The organism is Vulcanococcus sp. (assembly GCF_044369115.1).
Lineage (GTDB): Bacteria > Cyanobacteriota > Cyanobacteriia > PCC-6307 > Cyanobiaceae > Vulcanococcus.
Window position 1 is genome coordinate 1 of the sequence record NZ_JBIPMN010000274.1, and the last position, 14,109, is coordinate 14,109.

Annotated in this window: 15 protein-coding genes and 3 pseudogenes; 13 read left to right on the forward strand and 5 right to left on the reverse strand. The window is 62.7% G+C overall.

Annotated elements, in window-relative coordinates; genetic code table 11:
* Positions 1 to 173 (reverse strand): annotated as a pseudogene (locus ACIQ2E_RS14600) (bleomycin hydrolase); the annotation flags it as partial.
* 395 nt (positions 174 to 568) lie between these two features.
* Here ACIQ2E_RS14600 and ACIQ2E_RS14605 point away from each other — a divergent pair.
* From ACIQ2E_RS14605 to ACIQ2E_RS14625, 5 genes and pseudogenes are all read left to right on the forward strand, one after another.
* On the forward strand, positions 569 to 778 hold the full coding sequence (locus ACIQ2E_RS14605) for a hypothetical protein (protein WP_296445002.1): 210 nt from the start codon (positions 569 to 571) through the stop codon (positions 776 to 778).
* A gap of 32 nt (positions 779 to 810) precedes the next feature.
* A complete protein-coding gene (locus ACIQ2E_RS14610) occupies positions 811 to 1,401 on the forward strand; it encodes a phycobiliprotein lyase (protein ID WP_296445105.1) in 591 nt (196 codons plus the stop codon).
* A complete protein-coding gene (locus ACIQ2E_RS14615) occupies positions 1,394 to 2,095 on the forward strand; it encodes a 15,16-dihydrobiliverdin:ferredoxin oxidoreductase (RefSeq protein ID WP_398332169.1) in 702 nt (233 codons plus the stop codon). Before ACIQ2E_RS14610 ends, ACIQ2E_RS14615 begins: the two co-directional genes overlap by 8 nt.
* A 5-nt stretch (positions 2,096 to 2,100) precedes the next feature.
* Positions 2,101 to 2,898, forward strand: a complete 798-nt coding sequence (locus ACIQ2E_RS14620; RefSeq protein ID WP_296445006.1) for a phycoerythrobilin:ferredoxin oxidoreductase — start codon at positions 2,101 to 2,103, stop codon at positions 2,896 to 2,898.
* Between the two features lie 54 nt (positions 2,899 to 2,952).
* Positions 2,953 to 4,031: pseudogene (locus tag ACIQ2E_RS14625) on the forward strand (transposase).
* 176 nt (positions 4,032 to 4,207) lie between these two features.
* Here ACIQ2E_RS14625 and hemH read toward each other — a convergent pair.
* A complete protein-coding gene (gene hemH / locus ACIQ2E_RS14630; protein ID WP_296445008.1) occupies positions 4,208 to 5,383 on the reverse strand; it encodes a ferrochelatase in 1,176 nt (391 codons plus the stop codon).
* 265 nt (positions 5,384 to 5,648) lie between these two features.
* On the opposite strand from hemH, the gene ACIQ2E_RS14635 reads away from it, so the two are divergent.
* The 6 genes and pseudogenes from ACIQ2E_RS14635 (at position 5,649) to ACIQ2E_RS14660 (ending at position 8,739) form a co-directional block, all read left to right on the forward strand.
* Positions 5,649 to 6,167 (forward strand): phycocyanin subunit beta, encoded by a 519-nt coding sequence (locus ACIQ2E_RS14635; protein ID WP_398332174.1) that lies wholly within the window; start codon positions 5,649 to 5,651, stop codon positions 6,165 to 6,167.
* A 39-nt stretch (positions 6,168 to 6,206) separates the two neighbouring features.
* The gene (cpcA, locus tag ACIQ2E_RS14640) at positions 6,207 to 6,695 is read left to right on the forward strand and encodes a phycocyanin subunit alpha (RefSeq protein WP_296445012.1); all 489 of its coding nucleotides are present in this window, start codon (positions 6,207 to 6,209) and stop codon (positions 6,693 to 6,695) included.
* A gap of 103 nt (positions 6,696 to 6,798) precedes the next feature.
* Complete coding sequence (locus ACIQ2E_RS14645; protein WP_398332178.1) at positions 6,799 to 7,596, forward strand: HEAT repeat domain-containing protein; 798 nt, start codon at positions 6,799 to 6,801, stop codon at positions 7,594 to 7,596.
* The gene (locus ACIQ2E_RS14650) at positions 7,597 to 8,283 is read left to right on the forward strand and encodes a HEAT repeat domain-containing protein (protein WP_296453735.1); all 687 of its coding nucleotides are present in this window, start codon (positions 7,597 to 7,599) and stop codon (positions 8,281 to 8,283) included.
* Positions 8,276 to 8,495 (forward strand): annotated as a pseudogene (locus tag ACIQ2E_RS14655) (low molecular weight phosphotyrosine protein phosphatase); the annotation flags it as partial. The gene ACIQ2E_RS14650 and the pseudogene ACIQ2E_RS14655, both read left to right, overlap by 8 nt.
* Positions 8,419 to 8,739 (forward strand): hypothetical protein, encoded by a 321-nt coding sequence (locus ACIQ2E_RS14660; RefSeq protein ID WP_398332192.1) that lies wholly within the window; start codon positions 8,419 to 8,421, stop codon positions 8,737 to 8,739. The pseudogene ACIQ2E_RS14655 and the gene ACIQ2E_RS14660, both read left to right, overlap by 77 nt.
* 74 nt (positions 8,740 to 8,813) lie before the next feature.
* Here ACIQ2E_RS14660 and ACIQ2E_RS14665 read toward each other — a convergent pair whose 3' ends face one another.
* Positions 8,814 to 9,533 carry a heme oxygenase (biliverdin-producing) gene (locus tag ACIQ2E_RS14665; RefSeq protein ID WP_296445019.1) on the reverse strand — a complete coding sequence of 240 codons (720 nt, stop codon included), beginning with the start codon at positions 9,531 to 9,533 and terminating at the stop codon, positions 8,814 to 8,816.
* Between the two features lie 209 nt (positions 9,534 to 9,742).
* Here ACIQ2E_RS14665 and ACIQ2E_RS14670 point away from each other — a divergent pair, with 209 nt between their 5' ends.
* On the forward strand, positions 9,743 to 10,240 hold the full coding sequence (locus ACIQ2E_RS14670; protein ID WP_398332183.1) for a low molecular weight protein-tyrosine-phosphatase: 498 nt from the start codon (positions 9,743 to 9,745) through the stop codon (positions 10,238 to 10,240).
* On the opposite strand, the gene ACIQ2E_RS14675 is transcribed toward ACIQ2E_RS14670, so the two are convergent.
* On the reverse strand, positions 10,237 to 11,766 hold the full coding sequence (locus ACIQ2E_RS14675; protein WP_398332190.1) for a bifunctional pantoate--beta-alanine ligase/(d)CMP kinase: 1,530 nt from the start codon (positions 11,764 to 11,766) through the stop codon (positions 10,237 to 10,239). The genes ACIQ2E_RS14670 and ACIQ2E_RS14675 overlap by 4 nt on opposite strands.
* Before the next feature lie 120 nt (positions 11,767 to 11,886).
* Positions 11,887 to 12,420: a septal ring lytic transglycosylase RlpA family protein gene (locus ACIQ2E_RS14680; protein WP_398332185.1), complete on the reverse strand. Its 534-nt coding sequence runs from the start codon at positions 12,418 to 12,420 to the stop codon at positions 11,887 to 11,889.
* Between the two features lie 414 nt (positions 12,421 to 12,834).
* Between ACIQ2E_RS14680 and purM the strand changes: the two genes are divergently transcribed.
* Entirely contained in the window at positions 12,835 to 13,869 is a 1,035-nt protein-coding gene (gene purM / locus ACIQ2E_RS14685; RefSeq protein WP_398332187.1) for a phosphoribosylformylglycinamidine cyclo-ligase, read from the forward strand.
* Positions 13,870 to 14,109: the final 240 nt, after the last annotated feature.

Below are 14,109 nucleotides of genomic sequence, written 5' to 3' on the forward strand. Positions count from 1 at the left end.
CCGGTCACAGCGTCGGAGACGATGCAGGAGGCGTTGGAGGTGATTGCGTTAACAGCGTCGAGGCGCTTGTTGCCTTCGGCGATAAAGCCTTTGAGGGCAGCAATTTCGCCACCGCCGATGGCGGCGGTTTTGGCGTCGGCGCTAATGACTGCGCGGGAGAATGCGTCGAGCATGAGAGAGCAGGACTTTTTTGGGGGAGCTGAGGTCACCTAAAGCAGTTGTCGCAACCGCCGGGGAATCCGTTGGTCGTTCACCGCTCCCGGCATGATCTCCAGAGGAATGAAGTCAAGTCGGTGGTGACTTTGCGTTGGCCCACTGGGTCAAGGCACGGAAAGAACTTAAAGGTGATCCGGGGTCGGCTCCCGCTAATCACCGTCGACACGCAATCCTTCGTTATGAACCGTCTTCGTTTTGGGTTCAGGCGTTGCGCTGCAAGCGTTTTGCGCGTCGTTGACGAGGATTCGCCGCCCCCGGGGGGCTGCTCTCGTTATCTTTATTTCAGATTTGCCCCGTCCTCGTGGGTGGTGGTTGACCCCTCGTAGCTTCACTCCAGTTCAGTGGCTTCGAGATGGACGCAACCCCCCAGGACATACAAGAGTCCATCGAGCAGCTCGTGGCCTACCGCGATCGTTTGCGCCAGGACGTCATTGCCATGGGGCAAAAGCTGAAGCTGCCCCAAGCCAAGATCGACCGCACCCTGGCGGATCACCCGGAGCTCACTCGCCTGGAAGAGGTGCTGGGTCAGCTCCAGAGCCAGTTGTCCCAGCCCCAGGGTTGATCGTGGAGGCTTCGTTTATCGTCCCTATGTCGATGCGGGACTTCTTTCAAGCCAGTCGTGGCCAATGGATGACCCGCCGCGCCGTCCACCACCTGGATCACCAGGACGACGAGTTTGCCGATTCGAACCTGATCATCGAGCCCTTTGATCAGCAGGATCCGGTGACGGCCAAGGTCTGCGAGAGCCTCTCCTTTGACCTCGGCGGGGCAGCTGGAGGCGCTCGTTTTTGGTGGGAGAGCAACCTGAAGGAGAGCAGCCGATCAGAGGATTACGCTGCGGTTCTCGTCGATGCTCCAAATCCTTCAGATCCCACCCGTGGCTTTTTGCTGAGGGATAAGGGGTATGTCGAGAAGAAGCCGGTCTTGAGTGAGTACAGCTTCGCGGCGGATGGCCTGCTGACCATCACAACGCGCTACGACACCAACGTTGGAATTGAACGCTGCTGGTTCGTTACCGATCAGGTGCGCATGCGAGTGAGTTCCGTCCAATTCATGGATGGGGTCTCCATGACGACGTACTGCACCGAGTTCCGCTGCCCGTCAGCCGATGACTTGTCTGAGACCCGTCGTCAGGCCGAGGCACTTGCTTTGCGCTACTCCACCTCAGGAGAGAGTGATGTTTGATCCTTTTCTGGAGCATTTGCACGCCGGTCTTCAGGACCGTGGTGCCACGGCGCAGGAGGTCGACCCTCAATTCGCCGTCAAGCAGTCGGATAAGCAGAGCAGCACCATTCGCAGCTGGCTCTGGGATGTTCCTGGCTTTCGCCGTTGGCGCGTTACACGCCTAGACGCCGGCGACACCCTGCAGGTTCTGAACTCAGTCGCCTACCCGGACTGCAGCCTGGACCATCCGATTCTTGGCGTGGACCTGCTGTGGTTTGGTGCCCGCCAAAAGCTGGTGGCTGTCTTGGATTTCCAGCCCCTGCAGCAAGGAGAGGCCTATCTCCATCGCCATTACAAGGAATTGACCGCCCTGCATGATCGCTATCCCGATCTCAGTGGCGAGGAGACCATGCGCTCCTTTGACCCCAACCAGTACTTCTCCCCTTGGCTGCTGTTCTGTCGCGGCGGTGCCGAGGAAGCGCAGACCTCTCTCCCCCCTGCTTTTGAGGGGTTCATGGCTGCCTACTGGCAGATGCACGATCGCGCCCGTAGCGAAGCGAGCCAGCTCAAGGCCGAGGAGGTGGCTGACTTGCAGCTGGAGTACGACCGCTACAGCGCCGAGCGGGACCCCGCCCATGGGCTGTTCTCAAGCCATTTCGGCAAGCCATGGGCCGATGCTTTTTTGAGTGAGTTTCTCTTTCCCGCCCGCCTTTGAATCCGATGTCTATTCCTGCGGCACCACGGGCGACCAGCCTTGACCCTGTTCAACTCCCCGATTGGCGTTGGCAGTGTTTTTTGGATGAAGCGGTTGCCGCTCTGCAACCGCTGGGCCCAGAGCCCTATCCCATTGATCCTCAGTTCCTCAGCCGTGAGGGGGTGACTGGATCCAAGGCGAAGCCAGTGCCTGTGGCGACAGCAACCTGGGCTTGCCAGACCGAGAAATTTCGCCAAGTCCGTGCCGCGTGTGTGTCTGCGGGGAGCGCTGCTTCGGTGCTCAACTTCGTTATCAATCCACGGACGTGCTACGACCTGCCGTTTTTTGGCGCCGATTTGGTCACCCTCCCCAATGGCCACTTGCTTGCCTTGGATCTTCAGCCGGTTGACCGGGGAGATCGCCTTCATACCGAAGCGGTTTGGCCGGAGCTCCTGACGATTTTTGAGCGGTGGAAGCAGGCCTTGCCTGACGGAGGACCAATCCCCGAAGAAGCCCAGCCCTACTTCTCGCCAGGATTCCTGTGGACGCGGATTCCCCTGGGGGCCGAGGGAGATGCCCTCATCGATGCAGTGATTCGTCCGGCCTTTCAGGAGTATCTCCAGATGTATCTCAAGCTGGAGGCTTCCGCAAGCCCAGTATCAGCGGAGCGATCAGAGCAGTTGCTGGCGGGCCAAAAGCGCTACACGCGCTACCGCGCTGAGAAGGATCCGGCCCGAGGCATGCTCAGCCGTTTCTACGGCTCGGAATGGACCGAGGCCTACATCCATGATGTTCTCTTCGATCTCGAGTCTCAGTCCGTTTAGGAGTTCGCTGAAAACCCACTGGCGTCTGCGAAATGGGTCATCTGCCCAGCTGAGATGGGAGACCAGCGGGAGCGCAGCGGCTCCCTGTTCTCCTACGGCTCGATCGAGGAGCGGATCCAAGCCAGCCATCCGCTGTGGCGGATCCGGACACTGGCCGATCAGGCTCTCGACCGGCTCAATCCCACCTTCTGCGCGCTGTATGCCGCAGAAGGCCGGCCATCGGTGCCACCTGAGCAGCTGCTGCTGGCCTCGTTGCTGCAGGTGTTCTACGGGATCCGCTCGGAGCGGCTGCTGTTGGAGCAGCTCAACTACAACATGCTGTTTCGCTGGTTTGTGGGCCTGAGTCCGGATGACCCGATCTGGCATCCCACCACATATGGCCTCCGGCCGACTTCGTCTACACCAAGAACCGCGAGCGGCTCCTCAACGACCAGTTGATGGGTCGCTTTCTGGAGAAATTGATGGCCGCCCCAGAAGTCAAACCATTGCTCAGCGATGAGCACTTCTCAGTGGATGGCACCTTGCTGCAGGCTTGGGCGTCCCATGCCTCGCTGGAGCGGATCGACGGAGAGGACGATCCACCACCTCCGCCGTCAGGCCCTGGTGAGGGTTTTGGAGCTGCAAAGCCGAGCAAGAAGCGAGCCAAAGGGGATTTCCGCGGCATCAAGCTCAGCAACAAGACCCATCGCTCCAGCACGGATCCCGATGCCTTACTGACCCGGAAATCCAATGCCCACCCAGCACTGCCCAGCTACCGGGGGCACGTGCTCATGGACAACCGCCATGCCCTGATTGTCGATTGCAAGGTGACGCAGGCGGTGCAAACAAGAACTTCGACACCAGAGGCTTTGTCGCTGAGATGCGGCGGCTTGGCGCACGTGGCGCAGAACACCACCCGCTCTGGTGGTTCCGCGATCGATGGGCGCACCACCCGCCAGGAGGGCTACACCAAGTCGATCAACGCTCGCCGCGGTATCGAGAAGGTTTTCGGCTGGATCAAACAGTGGGGTGGGCTGCGCCAGTTCAAGCTGCGCGGCACAGGCAAGGTGAGTGCAGTATTTGGCCTGCACGTGATCGCCTACCACCTGATTCGGCTGGGCAACCTGCTCAAGCCGGCGATGGCAGCAGCATGATCAGCGGGTTGCCCAGAGGTGTGGCCAAGCAGCAGTAATCAGAGCGCCGCAAAGGGATAAAACGTCTGAAATCGGGTGTTCCGAACCGCTGAAACGCTGAAAACCAGCCCGAACAGAGCCTGATCAGCGCTCATGAGAGAAAAACGCGCCTCATCAGGCGTTTTTTCCGCACACTCTTAGAGCAATCCCAGGGAATGAAGCGGGCCACGGCCGCTGAGCAGCTCCAGCAGGAAAGCGGAGAAGCCGAGCATTGCCAAGCGACCGTTCCACACCTCGGAGCTGTTGTTCCAGCCCCAGGCCCACTTGTCCTGGGGGTAGAGCTTCACCTTGGTGGGCAATGCCGCCGCCTGATCCAGGTTCACCTCAGGCCCCTCAAGGGCGTGCTGCACCAGGTTGGCCAGGCCTTCGATGAAGGACGGCGTGGTGTCGAGGGCGGGCACGCGGCGGAAGTTGGTGATGCCGGATTCGGTGGCGATCTCCCGGTATTCGATGTCGATCTCTTCGAGCGTTTCGATGTGCTCGCTCACGAAGCTGATCGGCACCACCACCAGATCCTTCACCCCCTGCTCGCCCAGTTCATGGAGCGCGTCATCGGTGTAGGGCTTGAGCCACTCCACCGGACCCACCCGGCTCTGGTAAGCCAGGGTGAAGGGGTTGCGGTAGCCCAGCTGCTGCTCCAGCCGATCGATGATCAGGCCGGCACAGGCCTGGATCTCCTCTTGGTAGGGATCGCCCGCCTCTTCCACGTAGCTCTTGGGCACCCCGTGGGCGCTGAAGAACACATGGGCGCTGGCCGGATCGGGGCAGGCCTGGATCTCCTTGGCGATCAGCTCGGCCATGGCGCCGATGTAGCCGGGATCGTTGTAGTAGCTGCGGATGCAGCGAATCGGCAGGCGAGCAAAGTTCGTGTCGGCCTGGCGCAGCCGCTGCAGTTCCCGGAAGCTCGAGCCGCTGGTGCTGATCGAGAAGTGGGGGTAGAGCGGCAACACCACCACCTCATCGATGCCGTCGGCCTTGATATCGGCCACGGCCGATTCGGTGAACGGGTGCCAGTAGCGCATCGCCACGTAGCTGGTGGCCTCGATGCCGCGCTGGCGCAGGGTGCTCTGCAGCTCGCGCGCCTGCTGCTCGGTGATCCGGCGCAGCGGTGAACCGCCGCCGATTGAGCGGTAAGCCGCCTGGGACTTACCGGCCCGCAGGGTGCTGATCAACCAGGCCAACGGCTTCTGCAGGGCCGGGTTGGGCAACCGGATGATCTCCGGATCCGCAAACAAGTTGTAGAGGAACGGCCCCACGTCCTGAATGCGCTCAGGCCCGCCGAGGTTCAGCAACAGCACGCCGACCTTGGCCATGACCTGTTCTATCCACTAATGATGGGAAAGACCGTAAGGGGCGCGAGGCCGGTCAGTGGAAAAACCGCAGGGACCTCAAGAACTTGTCATCCCTTGCTGCCACTGGCTACTTGAATGGAACTGGTTAAAGATTATGAACGCCCTGACGGGTGCACACTGGGCTGTGGCGACAATCCCCCTGACGGGATGCGGTATGCCTCCCGGCAGACCCATCCGTAGTGTCTGCAGTCCCCATCCCTCAGACGAAGCCCAAAGGAGTTAACTCATGTTCGACGCCTTCACCAAGGTTGTCGCCCAGGCTGATGCCCGGGGTCAATTCATCGGCGCTGGCGAGCTTGATGCTCTCGCCGCCATGGTTTCCGACAGCAACAAGCGTCTGGATGCGGTCAACCGCATCACCAGCAACGCTTCCACCATCGTGTCGGCCGCTGCTCGCCAGCTGTTCGCTCAGCAGCCCGCTCTGATTGCTCCTGGCGGCAATGCCTACACCTCCCGCCGCATGGCTGCTTGCCTGCGCGACATGGAGATTATCCTTCGCTACGTCACCTACTCGATCTTCACTGGCGACGCTTCCGTGATGGAAGACCGCTGCCTGAATGGTCTGCGTGAGACCTACCTGGCCCTGGGCACCCCCGGCGCTTCCGTGTCCGCTGGCGTGAACCTGATGAAGGAAGCCGCCATCTCGATCGCCAATGACAAGGCCGGCATCACCCAAGGTGATTGCACCGCCCTCATGAGCGAGATCGGCACCTACTTCGACCGTGCTGCTTCCGCTGTTGCCTGATCCGGCACCAGTTCACGTCCACCCCTATTTTTTTCCGTCATGAAGACGCCTCTCACCGAAGCCGTTTCCGCTGCTGATTCCCAGGGCCGTTTCCTGGGCAACACCGAAATCCAAGGCGCTTTCGGCCGTTTCAACCGCGCCAAGGCTGGTCTCGAAGCCGCCAAGGCGCTGACCGCAAAGGCCGACACCCTGGTGAACGGCGCAGCCCAGGCTGTGTACTCCAAGTTCCCCTACACTACCCAAATGCAAGGTCCCGCCTACGCCGCCACGGAAGTAGGCAAGTCCAAGTGCTCGCGCGACATCGGTTACTACCTGCGCATGGTGACCTACTGCCTCGTGGCAGGCGGTACCGGCCCCATGGATGAATACCTGATTGCTGGTCTCGACGAGATCAACCGCACCTTCGAACTGTCCCCCTCCTGGTATGTCGAAGCTCTGAACTACATCAAGGCCAACCATGGTCTGAGCGGTGAGGCTGCCACCGAAGCCAACAACTACTTCGACTACGCCATCAACGCCCTGATCTGATCAGCGTACGATTGGCCTTCAAGACCCCCCAATCGGGGGGTCTTTCTTTTTGTCTTGCGTTTCAGAGCGGGTTATGTCGGCTCCCTCCTCCACAACCATTGAGATGGCTGACCCCATCGATGAAGCGGAGGCTTTGCGGCGGTTGAGGGCGACCGATGACCCCTCTGCTCAGTACTACGCCGCCTGGTGGTTGGGTCGTCATCGCAGTCAGCATCCAGACACGCTCCCGTTGTTGCTGGCTGCCATGCGTCAGCGGCGGGCGCGCCAGCTCGGTGATGGCGTGGAGGAGAACGCCGTCGCCCGCAACGCCACCCGTGCCGTGGGAAAGTTGGGCCCGTCCGCGAGTGAGGCAATTCCAGTTCTCCTTGAATTACTGGATGACCCTGATTACGGCTTGAGGGAAGCTGCCGCCCGCTCCCTTGGTGAACTGAAGGCCACGGTGGCGCTACCGGCCCTAGTTGCTCGACTGAGATCGGGCCCGAACGTGGCCGGGGCCCGGGCCTCCGATTCGGCCAATTTGGTCGAGCCCTGTGAGGCTCTCCTGGAAGCCATCGGTGATCTGGGGCCCTCAGATGAGGAGGTTATAGGAGTTCTGCAGTCGTTCTTGGCTCATGAGCGTCCTGTCGTTCAATGTTCGGCGTGCCGATCACTGCTTCAACTCACCCAAGAGCCCCGCTGGGGTGAGCGACTGAAGACCCTGTTGTTGCATCCCCAGTTGCAGGTCAGGCGCGCTGCATTGATGGACCTCGGAGCGACGGGTTGGCGTCCCGCGGCTCAGGCGATTGCTGCCACCCTGGCTGAAAACAGCCTCAAACTCATTGCCTTAAGGGGGTTGGTTGAGTCGGCTCCGAGTGACGGTCTTGATGAGGAGATTTTCGACGTGATGGATGGGTTGCTCTAGATGGTGCCTGACGACATGAACTCCCAAACCTCCGTTGAACAACGGATTGCCAATGTGCAATCGGCTGATTCTGCGGAGGCTCTCTTAAGTGCCGTTGAGCACTTGGCTGCAGCGAAGCATCCCTCGGCAACAGCCTGTTTGTTGGAAATCCTTGGTTTCAACAATCCAGGTGCGGCAGTAGCAGCGGTTGATGGTCTGATTGCTATTGGAGAACCTGCTGTGGAGCCGATTCTTGCTTCGCTGGGTACTAACAACTATGGCGCTCGGGCATGGTCGGTTCGTGCCCTCGCCGGGATTGCTGATCCCCGTGGTCTTGAGGTGCTCGAGCGGGCCTTGGCGACGGATATTGGACCTTCCGTTCGGCGCGCTGCGGCGTCTGGCCTCGGACGCCTTGATCTGAGATCCCTGCCTGACGAGCAGGCCTCGGGCTTGGTCGAGAGGTGCTTGCAGGCGTTGCTATTGGCCTGTGGGGACGGAGAATGGATCGTTCGCTATGCCGTCGTTGTCGGTCTAGAAGGGTTGGCGCTGAAGCAAGCCGAACGGATTTCGGTCCTGAGCTTTGAAGCCCTCAGACATGCGCTGGCTGGCCTGGCCGCTGGATCGGATCCGCTCACGCCTGTCGTGGTTCAAAGGCGTTCAGCCTTGGCTCTGCATCGCATTGATCACTCTGGAGGTCCCCATGGCTGAACAACGAATGCTTTTTATCTGCCTCGGCAACATTTGCCGCTCTCCGGCCGCTGAAGGGGGCTTTCTGCACCTGATCCGCCCAAGCCGGACTGGAGGACCGCTTTGTGGTCTACAGCGCCGGCACTGGCGGCTGGCATGTGGGCAACCTCGCCGATCGGCAGATGCGGGCTGCTGCCCAGCGCCGTGGCATCCAGATGCCGATCCTCGCTCGCCATCCTTGCCATCGTCCATTGCCATCTGCGGCCCATCCCTATCTACGGCATCGAAACCTCGGGTCTGATGACCCTGGTGCAGCGTTCTACAGGCTGCAGCGGCGATGCATTGCAATTCGCCTTCCACGAGCGGGGGGTGTCCAGCTTCCAGGTGAATCGGCGCAGCGACGATGGATTCACCTGGTGGTTTCAGGCCACGTTTAAAGTTGGTGTGCTCGACCCAATGGCAACTGCAGAGCGGTGACCCAGCGGGTCAAGGTGACCCGCCTCGAGGACTGACTCTGGGCTTGAAGCGGCTTGTTGTTCCGCCGCTCAGCCTCAGGCGGCCACCGCCTCCGTGCTGCCGGCGCGCTGGCGGCGCGTGAGGAAGCCAAACAGCACCTTGCCGATGGCGGCGATCAGATTGCCTTCCAGCTCTTGGAACATCTTCATGTTGAGGTGAAAGGCGTGGTTCGCTTCCTCCACGATCCGATCGGCCATGGACTGATCGATCGGCAGGCTGTCGAGGGTGGCGCGGTAGTTAGTTTTGAAGCTCTTCTCGTTGGGAATGGCGTCGAACTCGTAAAAGCGCAGGCCATCGTGCTCGCCGAGGCCCATGGCTTTCTGAGCGATGTTCTTGAGGATCTGGCCACCGGAGAGATCGCCGATGTAGCGGGTGTAGTGGTGCCCTACCAGTAGCTCAGGGGCCTCCTGCGCCAACTGGTGAAGACGGGCCACGTACGCCTGGGCGGCGGGCGTGGGCCTCACGGCTTGGCGCCAGTTGTCACCGAAATAATAGGAGAGATCCTGCTCCAGGCTGTCGCGGCGGTTGAGTTCCGGGAAGCCCACGGGGCCCACCACAGGGTGGCCTGTGGCCCTAAGGCGCCCAATCTCCTCTTCCATGGCGGAGTAAACGAAGAAGAGGTCGGCCACCAGGGTGCGGTAGCTGGCCTTGTCCACAACCCCTTTGAGGAAACAGCTGACGAAGCCAGTGTTTTCGGCCATGGTGTGGGCCTTCTTGGTGCCCTCACGCAGCTGCAGAGCCAGGTTGGCGGACATGGGTTCTGATCCAAGGGGGCGGCAATCTCCACAAGCTAAGGGCTGCCTCCTCGTTTGGAAGAGGCCCGTTGCGAACCATTGCTGGCCCCGCGCTTCAACCCTGTCGAGTGCGGAGGCCGGCAGCAACCTGGACCTGGGGCGTGCCTGGAGTTAACTTGCCGCTGGCGTTGCTTTAGGGCTCCTGTTGCCTCAGCGACTAGGGGTTGGCTATGGCCTTGCAGCACGTGTTGTTTGTTTGCCTGGGCAATATCTGCCGCTCACCAGCGGCGGAGGGGGTGTTCCTGCACCTGATCGCTCGCGAGGGCCTGGAGGATCAGTTTGTGGTGGATAGCGCTGGCACTGGCGGCTGGCATGTGGGCAACCCAGCCGATCGCCGCATGCGAGGGGCCGCTGAGCGACGCGGCATTCATCTGCCCAGCCGCGCCCGTCAGATCGAGCTGGCTGATTTCACAAGCTTCGATCGCATCCTCACCATGGATGACGACAACCTCCGCAACGTGAAGGCCCTGGCGCGGGAGCTCGGCAACCGCCCGGGGCTGGCTCGGGTTGAGCCGATGACCAGCTACTGCCGCCAGCACAGCGCCACGCACGTTCCCGATCCGTATTACGGCGGCGAGCAGGGCTTTGAGCATGTGCTCGATCTGCTCGACGATGCCTGTACCGGCCTGCTCGAAAGCCTGCTTCAGGACAGCGGCCGGGGCCTTTAAGCCCCTGGCTCCGGCCAGGCATCGTGGGGAACGCGCTCGCGGAAGAGCAGCACCAGCTGATCAATCACCGCCTCGATGCTGAGGCCATCGGTGATCAGCTCCACGGCATCAGCCGCCTGGGTGAGCGGGGCCACGTCACGGGTGGAATCGAGGTGGTCGCGCTCGGCGATCTGGGCCTCCAGCTCCTGCAGGCCCGGCAGAGGGAATCCCCGTTGCTCCAGATCCAGGGCCCGCCGCCGGGCCCGCTCCGCCGTGGTGGCGGTGAGAAACACCTTGAGTTCGGCGTCCGGAAACACAGCGGTGCCAATGTCGCGTCCTTCCGCCACCAAGCCGCCGCGCTCGCCCATGGCCTGCTGCTGGCGGGTGAGGGCTTCGCGCACGCAGCCGTGGGCAGCCACCACCGACACCTGCGCCGTCACCTCCGGTGAGCGGATCGCCTCGGTCACATCGTGGCCGTTCACCAACACCCGCTGGCTGCCAGCAGCAGCTGTGCTCAGCTGCAGATCCAGATCAGCCAGCAGCGGAGCAACCGCGGCGCTATCGGCAGGATCCACACCGCTCTGCTGCACCAGCCAGGTCACGGCCCGGTACATGGCGCCGGTGTCGAGATAGATCAGCCCCAGCCGCTCGGCAAAGGCGCGGGTCACCGTGCTTTTGCCGGCTCCGGCGGGGCCGTCGATGGCAACGATCGGGGCTCGGCTCATCAGAAAAACGTGGTCGATCAGGCGGCTGGGGCCGCAGTGGGCGGCGGCAGCCAAGAGGGTGAGGCCCGAGAGGCTGCTGCGGGGCTGCAGGCTGCGGGGGCATACCGCTTCTACATAGTCGAGCACCAGGCCGGCCTGCTCCAGCTGCTGTTGCACCTGCGTCAGGGCGGGGGCCAGAGCGCTGCCAGGGGGCAGCGGGGAGGCGGCGGCAGCCTGCAGCGCCTGGGGCAGCGCGCTGGCCTGCTGGCGCTGTGCCGGGCTGAGGTAGCTGTTGCGTGAGCTCAGCGCCAGGCCGTCGCTCTCCCGCAGGGTGGGGCAGCCCACCACCTGTACTGGCAGGCCCAGATCCGCAGCCATCCGCTGCAGGATCACCAGCTGTTGCCAATCCTTTTCGCCCAGCAGGAGCTGATCGGGCCGGATCAACCCCAGCAGCCGTGCCACCACCGTGGCCACGCCGTTGAAGTGGCCAGGGCGGTGCCGGCCGCACAGGCCCGCCTGTAGGGATTCGGGCGGTTGGATTCGCGTGAGTTCGCCCTCGCCGGCCGGGTAGAGCTCCTCCACGCTGGGGGCGAACAGGGCATCGGCGCCAGCGGCCTCGGCCAGCTCGGCATCCCGCTCGAGCTGGCGGGGGTAGCGGCCGAAATCCTCGTTGGCGCCGAATTGCAGCGGGTTCACGAACACGCTCACCAGCACCTGCGGCCGCACCCCCACCTGCAGGCGGCCTGCCCGCGCGATCAGGCTCTGGTGCCCAGGGTGGAGGGCTCCCATCGTGGGCACGAAATGCAGGGGCGCCGCTCCGCAGCTTCGGAGCCAGGCCTCCAGATCAGTGCAGCGGCGCAGCAGGCGCACGGGATCTTGCAGCTTGGTGCGACCCTACCGGGCCAGCAAAAAGCCCACCGGCCGATCGGCCAGTGGGCTGAAGAGATGCCCGTTGTGGGGCAATCAGGGCTGGAGCACTTCCAGCTTCACGTTGGCGATCCCGCTCGAGATCAGGCCCAGGTTGTTGGCAGCGCCATGGGCCAGGTCGATCACCCGGTTGCCATGGAAGGGGCCGCGATCGTTGATGCGCACGATGGCGCTGCGGCCGTTGCCCATGTTGGTCACGCGCACCTGCGTGCCGAAGGGCAGGGTGCGGTGTGCGGCGGTGAGGGTGCCGGGCCGGAGCACTTCACCACTGGCGGTGCGGTTCCCGAAGAAACCGGGGCCGTACCAGCTGGCCTGACCCTGACTCACCGATTTCACCCGTGGCTGCTGCGGGGGGGTGGCAATAGGGAGCGCGGGAGCGGCAGGTTTGATCTGAAGCTCGTCTGAGGGATCGGCCGACTCGAGGCTGGGTTCCACGCTGCGGATCGCCAGTTCAAGCGAGGGGCTGCTGGTTTCAGCAGCAACGCGGCCGGTGGTGGCGAAGGCCGGGGGGAGACCGGTGCTGCCGGAGAGCAACAGGGCCGAGCCACCTAGGAGACAGAAGCGACGCATAACAAGCGAAACTCGCCGCGGTCACGCAGCAGCCACTGAAAGAAGGTGTGGCCCATCAGCTTCAAGAGCGGATTTCAGACAGTGGCCATCGCGAATTGCGAGGCATTTCTGATCCGATGTGCTGACGGAGTTCCTATCGGGAATTGACGACGACGCAAAGTTACTGGCAGTGCGTGGTGGATTTGGTCTGCAATCGCGAGCGTTTGATTGATCAGCATTTGCGATCAAATCCCGAATTGAGGGCTATCGCAGGGATCTGATGGGTTGCCGAGGGGCGCTTTGATCACGGCCGCTCATCACCTCGATAAGCGGGGCTGATTGAACTGTGTGCCAATCCTGCGAGCGGTTGCGGATTGGCTGGTGGCGGCGCCCCCTGGCGGGGCAGGATCAAAGAACCCGTGAGTGGTTGCAGGGATGGACTACCGCACAGCCGGCGTTGACGTGGAGGCCGGGCGAGCCTTCGTGGAGCGCATCCGCTCAAGCGTGGAGTCCACGCGCCGGCCTGAGGTGCTGGGCGGTCTGGGTGGTTTTGGCGGGCTCTGTCGCCTGCCCCAGGGCATGCGCAAGCCGCTGCTGGTGTCGGGCACCGACGGCGTGGGCACCAAGCTCGAGCTGGCTCAGGCCCATGGGCGCCATCACGGCGTTGGCATCGATCTGGTGGCGATGTGCGTGAACGATGTGATCACCAGTGGCGCCCAGCCCCTGTTTTTTCTCGACTACATCGCCACCGGCAAGCTCACCCCAGAGGCGATGGCCGAGGTGGTGGAGGGCATTGCCGATGGCTGCCGCCAGAGCGGCTGTGCCTTGCTCGGCGGTGAAACCGCCGAGATGCCGGGCTTCTACGGCCCCGGGCGTTACGACCTGGCGGGGTTCTGCGTGGCTGTGGTGGAAGAAGACGAGTTGATCGAGCCGGCGCGGGTGCAGGCGGGCGATCGCATCGTGGCTGTAGCCAGCAGCGGGGTGCACAGCAATGGTTTCAGCCTGGTGCGCCGGATCCTTGAGCTGCGCGGCGTGACCCCGGAAACCTGCCTCAGCCCCGGCGGCCCGGGCGTGCTCGATGCCTTGCTGAAGCCCACTGTTCTTTATGCGTCGCTGGTGCAGGCGCTGCTTGCCGCTGAGGTGGAGCTGCATGGCATGGCCCACATCACCGGCGGCGGTCTGCCGGAAAACCTGCCTCGGGCGCTGCCCGAAGGCCTGCATGCCCGCCTGGATCCCGGCAGCTGGGAGCGCCCGTTGCTGTTCCGTTGGTTGCAGGAGAACGGTGAGGTGCCGGAGGCCGATCTCTGGAACACCTTCAACCTTGGGGTTGGGTACTGCCTTGTGGTGCCGGAGCAGGCTGTGGAGGCGGTCCTGCAGGTGTGTGAGCGCCAGGGGCACCAGGCCTGGTTGCTCGGCCAGGTGGAGCCTGGATCAGCGGGATCCGCGCCCCTGGCTGGATTGCCGTACTGATTCGGCGGCCTTGGCTGCCAAATTGCATCAGCCTGGCGCTTGAGCCCGGTGAAACCGCCCCAGGCCGTTAGGGTCTGGGCACTGCGGCGCGGCGTTGATCACGCCCGCGCCGTGCCTGATTGTTCGGCAACGCAGAACACAGCGCATAGGTCCGTTCTTTATAGGTTTGAGATGTCGTTAAACGGCTCGCTTTTAAACGCCTCCACCCGCATCACTCGCCGGCGCAGCTCCGCTGGTCCG